Below are 15,342 nucleotides of genomic sequence, written 5' to 3' on the forward strand. Positions count from 1 at the left end.
CGAACCGAGAAGTGGTGTTTCAAAGGATTGGCTACCCCGGGACCGTCCGCGCTGTGATGCGTGTCCGGTGCTCCCTGCCAGGCAGCTCGAAGAACTGTACGCGCATCTGCGTCCGGATGCAAACGGCCTGCAAAAGGGGCGGGCCGGACCCCGGGGAGAGGGGTCCGGCCCGCTGGACGGGGTGGCTCAGCTGTTGGTGGGGAAGCCGAGGTTGATGCCGCCGTGGGACGGGTCCAGCCAGCGCTGGGTCACGGCCTTGCCGCGGGTGAAGAACTGGACGCCGTCCGGGCCGTACGCGTGGGCGTCGCCGAACAGCGAGGCCTTCCAGCCGCCGAAGGAGTAGTAGGCGACCGGCACCGGGATCGGCACGTTGATGCCGACCATGCCGACCTCCACCTCGAACTGGAAGCGCCGGGCCGCGCCGCCGTCGTTGGTGAAGAGGGCGGTCCCGTTCCCGTACGGGTTGGCGTTGATGAGCGCCAGGCCCTCGTCGTAGGAGGCGACGCGGACGACGGAGAGCACCGGGCCGAAGATCTCGTCGTTGTAGACGGACATGCCGGGCTTCACGTGGTCGAACAGCGTGGGACCGAGCCAGAAGCCGTCGGCGGTCGGGGAGCCGTTCTTGTCCTCGGCGGTGACCGGGTGCTTGCGGCCGTCCACCGCGAGCTCGGCACCGTCGGCGACACCGGACTCGACGTAGGAGGTGACCTTGTCCCGGTGCTGGCCGGTGACCAGCGGGCCCATCTCGGAGTCGCCGTTGCAGCCGGGGCCGACCTTCAGGGTGGCGATCCGCTGCTTGATCTTGTCGACCAGCTCGTCGCCGATCGGGTCGACCGCGACCAGGACGGAGACCGCCATGCAGCGCTCGCCGGCCGCACCGAAGCCGGCGTTGACGGCGGCGTCGGCGGCGAGGTCGAGGTCGGCGTCGGGCAGCACCAGCATGTGGTTCTTGGCGCCGCCGAGGGCCTGCACGCGCTTGCCGTAGCGGGTGCCGGTCTCGTAGACGTAGCGGGCGATCGGGGTGGAGCCGACGAAGCTGACGGACTTGATGTCCGGGTGCTCCAGCAGCCGGTCCACGGCGACCTTGTCACCGTGCACGACGTTGAAGACGCCGTCCGGCAGGCCGGCGTCCTTCCACAGCTCCGCCAGGAAGTTGGCCGCGCTCGGGTCCTTCTCCGACGGCTTCAGCACGACGCTGTTGCCGGCCGCGATGGCGATCGGGAAGAACCACATCGGCACCATGGCCGGGAAGTTGAACGGCGAGATGATCGCGACCGGGCCGAGCGGCTGGCGGATCGAGTAGACGTCGATGCCGGTGGAGGCCTGCTCGGTGAAGCCGCCCTTGATCAGCTGCGGGATGCCGCAGGCGTACTCGACGACCTCCAGGCCGCGGGCGATCTCGCCCAGCGCGTCCGAGTGCACCTTGCCGTGCTCGGCCACGATGATCGAGGCCAGCTCGTCCCGGCGGGCGTTCAGCAGCTCGCGGAAGGCGAAGAGCACCGTGGACCGCTTGGCGACCGAGGCGGTGCGCCACTCGGCGAAGGCCGAGGCGGCGGCGGCCACGGCCTGGTCGACCTCGGCGATCCCGGCGAAGTCCACCTGGCCGGCCACCTGACCGGTGGCGGGGTCGAAGATGTCGCCACGGCGGGGCGCCGCACCGGCGGTGGCGACCGACTGTCCGCCGATCCAGTGAATGATGTGCTTGCTCAAGTCCGTCTGCCTCCGAAGTCCCGGGCGGCGTCCTGCCACCGGTCCGGTCTGGCGCCGCCCGCGAGAGGGCCGGGCGACGGAAATCACGGGGCTACCGCGCTCGTCTCCCAGTCTGGTGGCGCCGGGGGCACGGCTCAACGAACAGGCTGACGGGGATCACCGATTCAGCCTTACAGGTCGTCCGGTCGCTCCCCCGAACAGGTGAACCTGCCCGCACCGGCCCGCACCGACGCCTACCGAAGCGCACCGAGACGCGCGCGCCCCTTCAGGACTCCTCGTCCTCCAGGTACGGGTCGTGCAGCCCGTCCGCCGCCTCCCGGGTCTCCAGCAGGTCCAGCCGCAGGTCCTGCGCCCAGGCCAGCGCCCACCGCTTGAGGCCCGCCACCGCCCCGGCCTCGACACCCCGGGCGCGGAACCGGCCGTCGGCCGCCTCGGCCAGCGTCTCCAGCCGGTCGGCGAGCGCGCCCGGCTGGAAGTCCGGGTCCAACTCGCCAGCCAGCGCCAGCAGTTCGCCCTCCCGGTAGTCGCGGGTCAGGGCGTGCACGTCGATCAGGTCGCGCGGCATGCCCCGGTCGACCAGCAGCGCGGTGGTGAGCGCCGCCGCGTCCTCCAGGGCGACCACCGGCAGCACCACGGGCGGTTCCCCGGGCTCCGGAACACCCGGGTCCGCCGCGGGGACGCCGAAGTCCAACCGGACCGGCCGGTGGCCGAGCGGTTCCTTCCGCAGCTCCACCGAGTGCGACCGCCCGCCCAGTGCCAGCCGGACGGTGAGCTGCTCCAGCCGCGGTGTGCCAGGCCGCTCGGCGGCCGTGCCGCCGGCCGCGCGGTACGCCCCGGCCAGTGCGGCGGCCACCTCCGGCAGCTCGGCGCCGCCGGTGGCCAGGGTGAGTCCGTCCTGCGGGCAGGCGGCGACACCGTGGGCACGCAGCGCGTGCCCGCCGGCCAGCGCCAGCCCGTACCGGTCGCAGACCGGCCCGGCCAGGGCGGCCAGGCGCAGCTGGGCGGGGCCCGGCCGGAGGGACGCGTCGACGGCGTGCGGGGCGGTGGTCACGCCTCCAGTCTGACCCGACGGCCCTGCCCACGCACGGCCCACACACGGCCCCGCCGTGCCCACGCACGGCCCACCACGGCCCCGCCGACCGTGGTCAGTCGCTACCAGCCCCCGAGCCCGGCCGCCGCCTCGTGCAGGACCAGCTCCAGCAGCACCGGGTCGTTGAGCCGCCCCGACCCGTCGGGGGGCACCAGCCAGCGGACCCCCCGGCTGCTGCGCCCCGGATGGGGGACGACGATCCAGGTGCCCTCCCCCGCGGAGCGCACGCCGGTGCCGACCCAGCGGGCGGCGGTGCCGACCGGCACCAGGAAGCTGACGTTCTCCTCCCCGGAGTCGGCGAGGACCGGGCCGCAGGGCCCGGTGTCCAGGAGGCCCAGGAGGTCCGCCGCCGGGCGGCCGAGCCGGCCCGGGACGACCAGCGCGTCCCAGCGGCGCCCGGCTGGCAGCAGCATCAGGCCGAGCCCGGTGCGTTCCCACGTCTCCCGGAAGTCCTCCGGGTCCGGTGCCACCTGCGCGAGCCAGTGCAGTCCGGAGTGCTCCATGTCGTGTCCCCGCTTCTCGCCGTTCGTACCGATCGGGCGCGGCGGGGCGTACGGGACCCGCCGTCACCAAGGAGAGGCGGACGGCGGGTCCCTCTTACACGGGTCGCGGGAACATATCCGGCGGCACTCGGCGGTGCTCGGCGGTCAGCTGTCGAAGCCGAGCCCCAGCCGGTCGAGGGTGCGCAGCCAGAGGTTGCGGTGGCCGCCGTTGCGGTCGGAGCGCTCCAGCGAGCGGGTGGTGATCTCGATCCCGGCCCAGCGCACCGGTTCGGGCGGGAACGGCAGCGGCTTGGAGCGCACCATCTCCAGTTCGGTGCGTTCGGTGCGCTCGCCGGCGAGCAGGTCGAGCATCACCTCGGCGCCGAAGCGGGTCGAGCCGACCCCGAGCCCGGTGAATCCGACGGCGTAGGCGACCTTGCCCCGGTGGGCGGTGTCGAAGAACGCCGAGAACCGGCTGCAGGTGTCGATGGCGCCGCCCCAGGCGTTGGTGAAGCGCAGCCCCTCCAGCTGCGGGAAGCAGCGGAAGAAGTTGTTCGCCAGGGTGCGGAAGGTCTCCGGCCGCTGGTCGTACTCGTGGCGGACGTGGCCGCCGTAGTGGTAGACCGCGTCGTAGCCGCCCCAGAGGATCCGGTTGTCGGCGGAGAGCCGGAAGTAGTGGAACTTGTTGGCGCTGTCGCCGAGCCCCTGCCGGCCGCGCCAGCCGATCGAGGCGAGCTGCTCGTCGCTGAGCGGCTCGGTCATCAGCGCGTAGTCGTACACCGGCACGACGTACGGACGGACGCGCCGGAGCAGGGACGGGAACACGTTGGTGCCGAGCGCGACCCGACGGGCGAAGACCCGGCCGTACGGGGTGCGGGCGGCCATCCCGCTGCCGTGCTCGCGCAGCTCGGTGGCCCGGGTGTGCTCGAAGATCCGCACGCCCTGGCCGAGGCAGGCCTCCTTGAGGCCCCAGGCGAGCTTGGCGGGGTGGACCATGGCCACCCCGTCCTTGTCCCAGACGCCGCCGAGGAAGGTCGGCGAGTTCACCTCGGCGCGCAGCTGTTCGGCGTCCAGCACGGTGAGGTCGAGGCCGTAGCGGGCGACCGCCTCGGCCATCTCGTGCAGTTCCTCGACCTGGTGGGGCTGGGTGGCGATGTCGATCTCGCCGGTGCGCTCCCACTCGGCGTCGATGCCGTAGCGCTTGAGGGTGGCCTCGATGCCGTCGAGGTTGGCGGCACCGAGGCGTTCCAGCTGGGCGAGTTCGGACGGCCAGCGGTCCAGGCCGTTGCCGAAGCCGTGGGTGAGGCTGGCCGCGCAGAATCCGCCGTTGCGCCCGGACGCGGCCCACCCGACCTCGTTGCCCTCGACCAGGACGACGTCCAGCGAGGGGTCGCGCTCCTTGGCGATGAGGGCGGTCCACAGGCCGGAGTAGCCGCCGCCGACGACCAGCAGGTCGCAGGTGGTGTCGCCGACCAGGGCGGGCAGCGCCGCCGGCCGACCCGGGTCCTCCAGCCAGAAGGGGGTGGGCCTGGCGTCACTGAGTGCGCGGGCGGAGTCCATGCATTATCAGCCACTTTCTACGGATAGGTGATGTTTCGGGCCACCGCTGACCGACCGTACGTCAGGCGGTGGCCTTCCGGCGGTTGCCGAGCCACTGGCCGACCACGGTCAGCGCGACCGCGGCCGCGAACATCGCGGTGCCGATGACGTTCACCTGCACCGGGATGCCGCGCTGCGAGGCGCCCCAGACGAACATCGGGAAGGTGACCGTGGTCGGGCCCGAGTTGAACTGGGTGATGATGAAGTCGTCGAAGGAGAGCGCGAAGCTGAGCAGCGCGCCGGCGGCGATGCCGGGGGCGGCCAGCGGCAGGGTGACCCTCAGGAAGGTCTGGACGGGGGTCGCGTAGAGGTCCTGGGCGGCCTGTTCGAGCCTCGGGTCCATGCTCATCACGCGTGCCTTGACCGCGGTCACCACGAAGCTGAGGCAGAACATGATGTGGGCGATGAGGATGGTGGTGAAGCCGAACGGGATGCGCATGTTGAGGAACAGCGTCCCCAGCGAGGCGGCCATGACCACCTCGGGCATGGCCATCGGCAGGAAGATCATCGCGGTGGTGGCGGAGCGGCCGCGGAAGCGGTAGCGGGCCAGCGCGAAGGCGACCATGGTGCCGAGCACGGTGGCGCCGATGGTGGCGAGCACCGCGATCTGCAGGCTGAGCGAGAGCGACTGGCACATGTCGGCCACGCCGCAGGGGTTGGTCCAGGCGTCGGTGGAGAACTCGTTCCACTCGTAGTTGAACTTGCCGGCCGGCTTGTTGAACGAGAAGGCCAGCACGACCAGGTTGGGCAGCACCAGGTAGGCGAGGGCCAGCAGGCCGGCCAGCACCACCAGGTGGGCGCGGACCCACTTCAGGATGCGGGACATCAGACCAGTTCCTCCGTCCCGGCCTTGCGCATGTAGACCGTCACCATGCCCAGGATCAGGGCCATCAGGATGAAGCTCAGCGCGGCCGCCGTGGGGTAGTCGAGCACATTCAGGAACTGCTTCTGGATGCCGTTGCCGACCATCTGCTCGCTCGGCGAGCCCAGCAGCTGGGCGTTGATGTAGTCACCGGAGGCCGGGATGAAGGTCAGCAGGGTGCCCGCGACCACCCCCGGCAGCGAGATCGGGAAGGTGACCTTGCGGAAGGTGGTGAACGGCCGGGCGTAGAGGTCGCCGGCCGCCTCGTGCAGCCGGGGGTCGATCCGCTCCAGCGAGGTGTACAGCGGCAGGATCATGAACGGCAGGAAGTTGTAGGTCAGGCCGCAGACCACGGCGAGCGGGGTGGCGAGCACCCGGTCGCCGGAGGTGAGGCCGAGCGCGTTGGTCACGTCCAGGACGTGCAGCGTGTTCAGCGCGCCGACCACCGGGCCGCCGTCGGACAGGATGGTCTTCCAGGCCAGCGTGCGGATCAGGAAGCTGGTGAAGAACGGCGCGATGACCAGGATCAGGATGACGTTGCGCCAGCGCCGGTTCGCCTTGAAGGCGATGGTGTAGGCCAGCGGGTAGCCGACGACCAGGCAGAGCACGGTGGCGATGGCCGCGTAGGAGAACGAGCGGACGAAGTGCCACTTGTACTCGACCAGGGCGTCCCAGTAGGTCGAGAAGTGCCAGGTGACCTTGAAGCCCGCTTCGAGCGAGCCGGTCTGCAGCGAGGTGGACCCCTGGTACAGCATCGGGACGGCGAAGAAGATCACCAGCCAGGCGATGCCGGGCAGCAGCAGCCAGTACGGGGTGAGCTTGCGCTTCGGCTTCGCCGTGGGTTCCTGGAGCGGGATGACCTGGGGCGCGGCCGCCGGGGTGGTGGTGGTCACGCGGCCTCCTCCCCGGTGCCCGCGTCGATCGCCTGCGCGGCGTCCAGGGCGAAGGAGTGCGCCGGGTTCCAGTGCAGCTGCACGGCGGCGCCGGGGACGATCCGGGCGTCGCGCTCCATGTTCTGCTCGAACACGGTGACCTCCTGGCCGCCGTCGGTGCGCACCACGTACTGGGTGGAGACGCCGATGAAGCTGGAGTCGAGCACCGTGCCGGCCAGCCTGTTGCGGCCGTCGGCGACCTGCTCGGAGGTGTGGCTGATGGTGATCTTCTCCGGCCGCACGCCCAGGTGGACCTGGGTGGCCTCGGTGGCGCAGCGCGCCTTGGGCACCGTGAGGCGGGTGCCGGCCACGGTGAGCAGCAGGTCCCCGCCCGCGCCGCCGGTGACCTCGGCGGGCAGCAGGTTGGACTGGCCGAGGAAGTTGGCCACGAAGGTGGTGCCGGGGTTCTCGTACAGGTCGGCGGGCGCGCCCAGTTGCTCGACCCGTCCGCCGTTCATCACCGCGATGGTGTCGGCCATGGTCATGGCCTCCTCCTGGTCGTGGGTGACGTGCACGAAGGTGATGCCGACCTCGGTCTGGATCCGCTTGAGTTCCAGCTGCATCTGGCGGCGCAGCTTGAGGTCGAGGGCGCCGAGCGGCTCGTCCAGCAGCAGCACCTGGGGGTGGTTGATCAGCGCGCGGGCGACCGCGACGCGCTGCTGCTGGCCGCCGGAGAGCTGGTGCGGCTTGCGGCGGGCGTACTGGCCGAGCTCGACCAGTTCCAGCATCTCCTCGACCTGCTTCTTGACGTCCTTCTTGCCGCGGCGGCGCAGGCCGAAGGCGACGTTCTCGAAGATGTCCAGGTGCGGGAAGAGCGCGTAGCTCTGGAAGACGGTGTTCACCGGCCGCTTGTACGGGGGCAGCGCGGTGACGTCCTGGCCGCCGATCAGGACGGTGCCGCTGGTGGGCTCCTCCAGGCCGGCGATCATGCGCAGGGTGGTGGTCTTGCCGCAGCCGGAGGCGCCGAGCAGGGCGAAGAAGGAGCCCTGGGGGACGGTCAGGTCGAGCGGGTGGACGGCGGTGAAGGAGCCGTAGGTCTTGCCGATGCCGGTGAGGCGGACGTCGCCGCCGGCCGCGTCGCGCAGCTGGTCTGTCATGGGTGTCTTCCTGGTCTGTCTGCCGGCAGGGTCTGTCTACCGAGTGGGAGGGCTCAGGCGCCGATGAGCTTGGAGAACTTCTGCTCGAAGTCGCTCTCCTCGCCCTCGGTGAGGGTGCGGAACACGTGCGCCTTCGCCGCCATCTCGGGGGTGGGTACGACCAGCGGGTTGGCCGCGGTGTCCGGGGCGAGGGTGGCGAGCTCGTCCTTCATCCCGGTGACGGCGGAGACGAAGCCGATGCCCGCGACCAGCTGCGCCGCGATCTTCGGCTGATAGTAGAAGTCGATCAGCTTTTCCGCGTTCGTCTTGTGCCGCGCCTTGGCCGGGACCAGCATGTTGTCGGTCGAGGCCAGGTAGCCCTTCTCCGGGATGGCGAACTCGATGTCCGGGTTGTCGGCGCGCAGTTGGATCAGGTCGCCGCCCCAGGCGACGCAGGCGGCGATGTCCCCGGAGGACAGCTCCTGGCCGTAGTCGTTGCCGGTGAACCGGCGGATCTGCTTGTTGTCGACGGCCTTCTGCAGCCGGGCGATCGCGGCGTCGTAGTCGTCCGCGGTGAACTTGGCCGGGTCCTTGCCCTGGTCCAGCAGGACCATCCCGACGCTGTCGCGCATCTCGGAGAGGAAGGTGACCCGGCCCTTGAGCTCGGGGTCGTCCAGCAGCTGGGAGACGCTGGTGACCGGCTTCCCCTTGGTGGCCTTCCGGTTGTACGCGACGACGGTCTGGATCCCGGCCCAGGGGTAGGTGTAGAGCCGGCCCGGGTCCCAGTCGGGGGCGCGGAAGCGGGGCTCGACGTTGGTGATCGCGGTGGTGACGTTCGCCGGGTCGAGCTTCTGCGCCCAGCCGAGCCGGATCAGCCGGGCGGCCATCCAGTCGGTGAGCACCACCAGGTCGCGGCCGGTGTCCTGGCCGGCCGCCAGCTGCGGCTTGACCTTGCCGAAGAACTCGACGTTGTCGTTGACGTCCTCGTTGTACTTGACCCTGATCCCGGTGGCGGCGGTGAAGGCGTCCAGGGTGCCGTGCTTCTGCTTGTCCTTCTCGTCGGTGTCGATGTACAGCGGCCAGTTGGAGAAGTCCACCTCCTTCTCGCTCTCCGAGAAGTCCTTGGCGGCGTTGGCGGTCGAGTCCCCGGTGGCCCTGGGCGCGGCCGGGATGCCGCAGGCGGCCAGGGTGCCCGCCCCGGCGGTCAGGGCGGCGGCGCGCAGCAGGGTGCGGCGGGCGACCGCGGCCCGACCGCCGGTCAGACTGCGTTCCCAGGCCTTGCGGACGGGTTCGGGCAGCCCGTCGGTGAGCTCGTTGAACGCCTTGAACGCCATGGAACGGGCCTCCTGGGGGAAGAGGGGTGCGTGGGGGGAGCACCCCGGTCTCGGGGGTTATCTGTCTCCGAAGACGGTGCGGTGCCAGTCCTTGCGGGCCACCGCGGTGGTGTCGAACATGACGTGCTTGACCTGGGTGTACTCGTCCAGCGAGTACTGGGACATGTCCTTGCCGTAGCCGGACGCCTTGTAGCCGCCGTGCGGCATCTCGCTGATGATCGGGATGTGGTCGTTGACCCAGACGCAGCCGGCGGCGATCTCCCGGGTGGCGCGCAGCGAGCGGTGCACGTTGCTCGTCCAGGCCGAGGCGGCCAGGCCGTACGGGGTGTCGTTGGCCAGCCGCAGGCCCTCGTCGTCGCCGTCGAAGGGCAGCACCACCAGCACCGGGCCGAAGATCTCGCCCTGGACCACCTCGCTGTCCTGGGCGGCGCCGGTGATCAGGGTCGGCGCGTGGTAGGCGCCCCGGGTCAGGTCGTAGCCGTCGTGGCCCTTCTCCGGTGCCGGGCCGCCGGTGACCACGGTGGCGTAGGAGCGGGCGCGCTCCACGAAGCCGGCCACCCGGTCCCGGTGGGCGAAGGAGACCAGCGGGCCGAGGTCGGTGCGCGGGTCGCGCGGGTCGCCGATCCGGATCGCCGCGAACAGCTCGGCGACCCCGGCGACGAAGGCCTCGTAGAGCGGGCGCTGGACGTACGCACGGGTGGCGGCGGTGCAGTCCTGGCCGCCGTTGATCAGCGCGGCGGCGACGGCGCCGTGCACCGCGGCGTCCAGGTCGGCGTCGTCGAAGACCACGAACGGGGCCTTGCCGCCGAGCTCCAGGTGGGTGCGCTTGACGGTCGCGGTGGCGAGTTCGGCGACCCGCCGGCCGACGGCGGTGGAGCCGGTGAAGGAGACCATCGCGACGTCCGGATGGGCGACCAGGTGCTCGCCGGCCGTGCGCCCGGCGCCGGTGACCACGTTGACCACGCCGTCCGGGATGCCCGCCTCGGTGCAGGCCCGGGCGAACATCAGCGAGGTCAGCGGGGTCAGCTCGGCCGGCTTGAGCACGATGGTGTTGCCCGCCGCGATCGCCGGGAGGATCTTCCAGGCGGCCATCTGCAGCGGGTAGTTCCACGGCGAGATCGAGCCGACCACGCCGATCGCCTCGCGCCGGACGTAGGAGGTGTGGTCGCCGGAGTACTCGCCGGCCGCCTTGCCCTCCAGGTTGCGGGCGGCGCCGGCGAAGAACGCGGCGTTGTCGACGGTGCCGGGGACGTCGAACTCGGTGGCCAGCTTGACCGGCTTGCCGGTCTGCGCGGTCTCCACCCGGGCGAGCTCGTCCGCGGCCCCGCCCAGGACGGCGGCCAGCCGGGTGAGCGCCTCGGACCGGGCGCCTGGGGTGGCGGAGGACCAGCCGGGCAGGGCGGCCTTCGCGGCGGCGACGGCGGTGTCCACGTCCGCGGCGGTGGCCAGGGCGACCTGCTCGACCACGCTGCCGTCGGCGGGGTTGACGACCTGGAAGGGTTCGCCGCTCCCCCGGGTCCACCGGCCCGCGATGTACTGCGCGCCCGCGCCGAAGTCGGTCAGGTCCATCTGGGTTCCTCCAAGTGCCTGCGGTTCGACCGCGCTGCGGCGAAGCGCTTCCGCGGTGGGGGTCTGCGGTCCCGCTGACCTTGCCAAGTGCGGGGTTGACGTGACAAGGGTCACTTCGACAGTCTCGACACGAAGCGCCTTACAGACTGCAAGGCTCCCCGCAGGGTGACAAGTCGTCGGGGCGATGGATGATTCACCTGACACCCTGTCCCCCTCCTTCCCCGGCGTGCCCGCCGCCACCTCCCCCCTCCCGCGTCCCTGGAGGTCCGCGATGCTCCCCACCGTCGCCCGCGTACTCGACCTGGAGGTGATGCGGCGCGGCCTGCCCCAGGTGGTGGCCGGTGCCGACCGCCTGGAGCGGCCGGTCCGCTGGGTCCACGTCAGCGAGCTGCCCGACGTCGCCGGGGTGCTGCAGGGCGGCGAGCTGGTGCTGACCACCGGCATCGCGCTGCCCGAGGACCGCGAGGGCCTGGCCCGGTACGTCCGCGACCTGGACGAGGTCGGGGTGGCCGGCCTGGTGGTCGAGTTCGGCCGGCGCTACTTCGACACCCTCCCGCGCGCCCTGGTGCACGCCGCCGAGCAGCGCGGACTGCCGCTGATCGCACTGCGCCGGGAGGTGCGCTTCGTCGCCGTCACCGAGGCCGTGCACGCCCTGGTGGTGAACGCCCAGCTAGAGCAGCTGCGGGTCTCCGAGTCCGTCCACCAGGTCTTCAACGAGCTGGTGGTGGAGGGCGCCGAACCGCCCGAGGTGATCCGCCAGGTGGCCCGGATGGCGGGCGCGCCGGTGGTGCTGGAGAACCTGGCCCACCAGGTGCTCGCCCACGACAGCGCCGGACGCCCGGAGACCGAGCTGCTGGAGGACTGGGAACGCCGCTCGCGCGGGGTCCGCCCGCCCGGCCGCACCGGCCACGACCCGCGCAGCGGCTGGCTGGTGACCACCGTCGGCGCCCGCGGCCAGGACTGGGGCCGGCTGGTGCTGGTCCAGGAGCCCGGCCCGCTGCCGGAGGGCGAACCGCACCCGCACGCCATGCTGCTGGAGCGCGGAGCCTCCGCGCTGGCGCTCAACCGGCTGGTGGTCCGGGACCGGGAGAGCCTGGAGCGGCAGACCCACCGCACCCTGCTCTCCGGCATCCTCACCCACGCGCTGACCGTCTCCGAGGTGGCCCTGCGCGCCCAGGCGCTCGGCGTCCCGCTGGACGGCCGCCGGCTGGTCGGCGTGGTGCTGCGCCAGCGCCGCGGGCCGATCCCGGCCGCGCTGGAGGCCCAGGCCCGGCTGCGCGACTTCACCGAGCTGGCCGCCGGCGCGGTCCGGGCCAGCCGGCTGTCCGCCCTGGTCGGCGCGCTGGACGACGAGGGCGTCGGACTGCTGATCGCGCTCGGCACCCAGCAGGACGAACACGCCGCGCTGGACTCCTTCTCCGCCACCCTGCGCCGGATGTCCGCCGAGGCCGGCCGGGAGGGCGCCGACGCCCCGGACCCGGTGGTCGCGGTCGGCTCCTCGGTCGGCTCGGTCCGCGACGCCCGGCGCACCCTGCTGGAGGCCGCCCAGGTCGCCGACGCGGCCCTGCACGACGCGCCCGGCGGGGGCCGGACCGCCTCCTACTACCGGCTGCCGGACGTCCGGCTGCGCGGCCTGCTCCATCTGCTGCGCGACGACGCCCGGCTGCAGACCTACGTGGAACGGGAGTTGGGCCCGCTGCTGGCCCACGACGCCGAGCACAACGGCCAGTTGGTGCAGATGCTGCGGATCTACCTGGAGCAGGGCCGGAACAAGTCGGCGGCGGCCGACGCCGCCCACCTGTCCCGGCCGTCCTTCTACGACCGGCTGCACAAGGTCGAACGGATCCTCGGCGTCGACCTCGACCAGGTGGAGTCCTGCCTCTCCCTGCACGTGGCACTGCTCGCCCTGGACGCCGTCCGCCGGTAGGCCGTCGGGCTCACACCCCGGTGATGCGCCCCCACACCTTGTGCAGCTCCGGCCGCTCGGCCGAGGTCACGTCGCGCATGGTGTGCAGCCGGGCCCGCATCTCGTCGGTCGGGAACACCAGCGGGTTCTCGGCGAGTTCGGCCTTGTCCTTGTCCCCGCTGCCCGCCAGCACCTCGCGGGCGGCCGGCACCGGGCAGATGTACTGGACGGCCACGGCGAGTTCGGCCGCCACCTCGGGCTGGTAGTAGTAGTCGATCAGCAGCTCGGCGTTGCGCTTGTGGACGGCCCGGTTGGGGATCATCAGGCTCTCCGCCCACAGCTCGCCGCCCTCCTCCGGCACCAGGAAGGCGATGTCCGGGTTCTCGGCGGTGAGTTGGACGGCGTCGCCGGAGTAGGCCTGGCAGGCGAGGGCGGCACCGGAGGCGAGGTCGCTGGTGTAGTCGTTGCCGGTGAAGCGGCGGACGTGACCGGAGTCGACCATCTTCTGCACCAGGTCCATCGCCTTGTGCGCGTCGTCGTCGGTGAACTTCGAGACGTCCGCGCCCTGGGAGAGCATCAGCAGCCCGAGCGCCTCGTCCAGCCCGGCGAACAGCGTGATCCGGCCCTTGAGGTCGGGCGCCCACAGGTCCGCGGTGGACTTGAGCTCCCGGCCCAGCGCCTTGCGGTTGTACGCGATGCCGGTGATCCCGGACTGCCAGGGCACGCTGCGCCGGCGCCCCGGGTCGAAGGCCGGGCTGGACAGCTGGGGGTCGAGGTTGGCCGTGACGTTCGGCAGGTTGGCCCGGTCCATCGCCTGCACCCAGCCGAGCGAGACGTACCGTCCGGCCATCCAGTCGCTGATCACCATCAGGTCCCGGCCCGGATCGGCGCCCTGGGTGAGCACCGGGCTGATCTTGCCGAAGAACTCGTCGTTGTCGTTGATGTCCTCGGTGTAGGTGACCGCGATCCCGGTCTTCTCGCTGAAGGCGTCCAGGGTCGGGCGACGCCCCTGGTCGTCGGTGTCGATGTACTGCGTCCAGTTGGAGAAGTTCAGCCGCCTGTCCCCCTCCGAGCGGTCCGGCGCCGAGCGGCGGTCCTCGGCGACGTACGCGGACGGGATGCCGCAGCCGGTCAGCGTGCCGGCGCCGAGCAACGCGGCCCCGCCGAGCACGGAACGTCGGCGCAGCGTCGACGGGTTGACGGGTCGGCGGGTCAGGGTGGAGCTGCGGGACATGTGGGGGCCTTCCGGAGCGTGGAACGGCCCCGGGACACGCGGGTGCGCCCGGGGCCGTCCTGGTAGGTACGTCAGACAGTGTGCGCGTCGGCGAGCGACAGCACCTCGTCCAGCACCGCGAGGCCGGTCTTGGCCTCCTCCTCGGTGACGGTGCACGGCGGGACGACGTGGAAGCGGTTCATGTTGACGAACGGCCAGAGCCCGCGCTGCTTGCAGGCGGCGGCCAGCTCGGCCATCGGGGCGTTGTCGGCGCCCGCGGCGTTGTAGGCGACGAGCGGCTCGCGGGTCTCCCGGTTCCGCACCAGGTCGAGCGCCCAGAACACCCCGAGGCCGCGCACCTCGCCGATCGAGGGGTGCCGCTCGGCCAGCTCGCGCAGGCCGGGGCCGAGCACCGTCTCGCCGATGTGCTTGGCGTTCTCGACGATGCCCTCCTCCGCCATGGTGTTGATGGTGGCCACCGCCGAGGCACAGGCCAGCGGGTGCCCGGAGTAGGTGAGCCCGCCGGGGAACGGCCGCTCGGCGAAGGTGGCGGCGATCTCGGCGTTGATCGCCACGCCGCCCAGCGGGACGTAGCCCGAGTTGACGCCCTTGGCGAAGGTCATCAGGTCCGGCACCACGCCCCAGTGGTCGGCGGCGAACCACTCGCCGGTGCGGCCGAAGCCGGCCATCACCTCGTCCAGGACGAACACGATCCCGTACCGGTCGCAGATCTCCCGCACCCCGGCCAGGTAGCCCGCCGGCGGGATCAGGATGCCGGCCGTGCCGACCACGCTCTCCAGGATCACCGCCGCGACGGTGCCCGGCCCCTCGAAGGCGATCACCTGCTCCAGGTGCGCCAGCGCCCGCTCGCACTCCTGCGCCTCGTTCTCGGCGTGGAAGTTGGAGCGGTAGGCGTACGGGCCCCAGAAGTGCACCACGCCGGAGACACCGGTCTCGTTGGGCCAGCGCCGCGGGTCGCCGGTGAGGGCGATCGCGTTGGCGGTGGCGCCGTGGTACGAGCGGTAGGTGGAGAGCACCTTCTGCCGACCGGTGTGCAGCCGGGCCATCCGGACGGCGTTCTCGACCGCCTCGGCGCCGCCGTTGGTGAAGAAGATCTTGTCCAGGTCGCCCGGGGTGCGCTCGGCGATCAGCCGGGCCGCCTCGCTGCGCGCCTCGACCGCGAAGCCGGGGGCGATGGTGCAGAGCTTCGCCGCCTGCTCCTGGATCGCGGCGACCACCTTCGGGTGCTGGTGACCGATGTTGGTGTTGACCAGCTGCGAGGAGAAGTCCAGGTAGCGGTTGCCGTCGTAGTCCCAGAAGTACGAGCCCTCGGCGCCGGCCACCGCGAGGGGGTCGATCAGCGCCTGGGCGGACCACGAGTGGAAGACGTGCGCGCGGTCGGCGGCCTTGACGGCCTGGCCGGCGGCTGAGTCAGCGGTGGGGATGCTCATGCCGGTAAGGCTAGGGCCGAACGGTGGCGAAGTGCAGTTTCATCCTGTCAGCCGGACGCCCGCCCCGTCGACAGGGTGCAAAGCGACAGGGCCCGGAGCGAAACGCCCCGGGCCCCTT

The 15,342-nt window shown here is 71.8% G+C and carries 12 protein-coding genes; 1 reads left to right on the plus strand and 11 read right to left on the minus strand.

Features of this window, described 5'->3' with window-relative positions:
• Positions 1-186: 186 nt before the first annotated feature.
• The 9 genes from ACIP4P_RS39765 to ACIP4P_RS39805 all read right to left on the minus strand — a co-directional run bounded on the left by ACIP4P_RS39765 (position 187) and on the right by ACIP4P_RS39805 (position 10,654).
• Positions 187-1,710 (minus strand): CoA-acylating methylmalonate-semialdehyde dehydrogenase, encoded by a 1,524-nt coding sequence (locus ACIP4P_RS39765; RefSeq protein ID WP_400927763.1) that lies wholly within the window; start codon positions 1,708-1,710, stop codon positions 187-189.
• A gap of 265 nt (positions 1,711-1,975) precedes the next feature.
• On the minus strand, positions 1,976-2,761 hold the full coding sequence (locus ACIP4P_RS39770; RefSeq protein ID WP_400927766.1) for a nucleotidyl transferase AbiEii/AbiGii toxin family protein: 786 nt from the start codon (positions 2,759-2,761) through the stop codon (positions 1,976-1,978).
• A 101-nt stretch (positions 2,762-2,862) separates the two neighbouring features.
• Positions 2,863-3,303 carry a hypothetical protein gene (locus ACIP4P_RS39775; RefSeq protein ID WP_400927768.1) on the minus strand — a complete coding sequence of 147 codons (441 nt, stop codon included), beginning with the start codon at positions 3,301-3,303 and terminating at the stop codon, positions 2,863-2,865.
• Positions 3,304-3,447: 144 nt separating this feature from the next.
• The gene (locus ACIP4P_RS39780; RefSeq protein ID WP_400927770.1) at positions 3,448-4,842 is read right to left on the minus strand and encodes an NAD(P)/FAD-dependent oxidoreductase; all 1,395 of its coding nucleotides are present in this window, start codon (positions 4,840-4,842) and stop codon (positions 3,448-3,450) included.
• 61 nt (positions 4,843-4,903) lie between these two features.
• Complete coding sequence (locus ACIP4P_RS39785; RefSeq protein ID WP_350515324.1) at positions 4,904-5,707, minus strand: ABC transporter permease; 804 nt, start codon at positions 5,705-5,707, stop codon at positions 4,904-4,906.
• A complete protein-coding gene (locus ACIP4P_RS39790; protein WP_400927921.1) occupies positions 5,707-6,600 on the minus strand; it encodes an ABC transporter permease in 894 nt (297 codons plus the stop codon). Before ACIP4P_RS39790 ends, ACIP4P_RS39785 begins: the two co-directional genes overlap by 1 nt.
• Positions 6,601-6,632: 32 nt before the next feature.
• Positions 6,633-7,772 (minus strand): ABC transporter ATP-binding protein, encoded by a 1,140-nt coding sequence (locus ACIP4P_RS39795; protein WP_400927772.1) that lies wholly within the window; start codon positions 7,770-7,772, stop codon positions 6,633-6,635.
• 53 nt (positions 7,773-7,825) lie between these two features.
• On the minus strand, positions 7,826-9,085 hold the full coding sequence (locus ACIP4P_RS39800) for a spermidine/putrescine ABC transporter substrate-binding protein (protein ID WP_350515322.1): 1,260 nt from the start codon (positions 9,083-9,085) through the stop codon (positions 7,826-7,828).
• Between the two features lie 57 nt (positions 9,086-9,142).
• The gene (locus ACIP4P_RS39805; RefSeq protein ID WP_400927775.1) at positions 9,143-10,654 is read right to left on the minus strand and encodes a gamma-aminobutyraldehyde dehydrogenase; all 1,512 of its coding nucleotides are present in this window, start codon (positions 10,652-10,654) and stop codon (positions 9,143-9,145) included.
• Positions 10,655-10,925: 271 nt separating this feature from the next.
• Here ACIP4P_RS39805 and ACIP4P_RS39810 point away from each other — a divergent pair, with 271 nt between their 5' ends.
• Positions 10,926-12,581 (plus strand): PucR family transcriptional regulator, encoded by a 1,656-nt coding sequence (locus tag ACIP4P_RS39810; RefSeq protein WP_400927777.1) that lies wholly within the window; start codon positions 10,926-10,928, stop codon positions 12,579-12,581.
• Between the two features lie 10 nt (positions 12,582-12,591).
• Here ACIP4P_RS39810 and ACIP4P_RS39815 read toward each other — a convergent pair whose 3' ends face one another.
• Both ACIP4P_RS39815 and ACIP4P_RS39820 read right to left on the minus strand, forming a co-directional pair.
• Positions 12,592-13,794 carry a spermidine/putrescine ABC transporter substrate-binding protein gene (locus tag ACIP4P_RS39815; RefSeq protein WP_400927779.1) on the minus strand — a complete coding sequence of 401 codons (1,203 nt, stop codon included), beginning with the start codon at positions 13,792-13,794 and terminating at the stop codon, positions 12,592-12,594.
• Between the two features lie 71 nt (positions 13,795-13,865).
• Positions 13,866-15,224, minus strand: coding sequence for an aspartate aminotransferase family protein (locus ACIP4P_RS39820; RefSeq protein WP_400927782.1), 1,359 nt, complete (start codon positions 15,222-15,224; stop codon positions 13,866-13,868).
• Positions 15,225-15,342: the final 118 nt, after the last annotated feature.

Origin of the sequence: Kitasatospora sp. NPDC089509 (assembly GCF_044749365.1) — a bacterium.
Lineage (GTDB): Bacteria > Actinomycetota > Actinomycetes > Streptomycetales > Streptomycetaceae > Kitasatospora.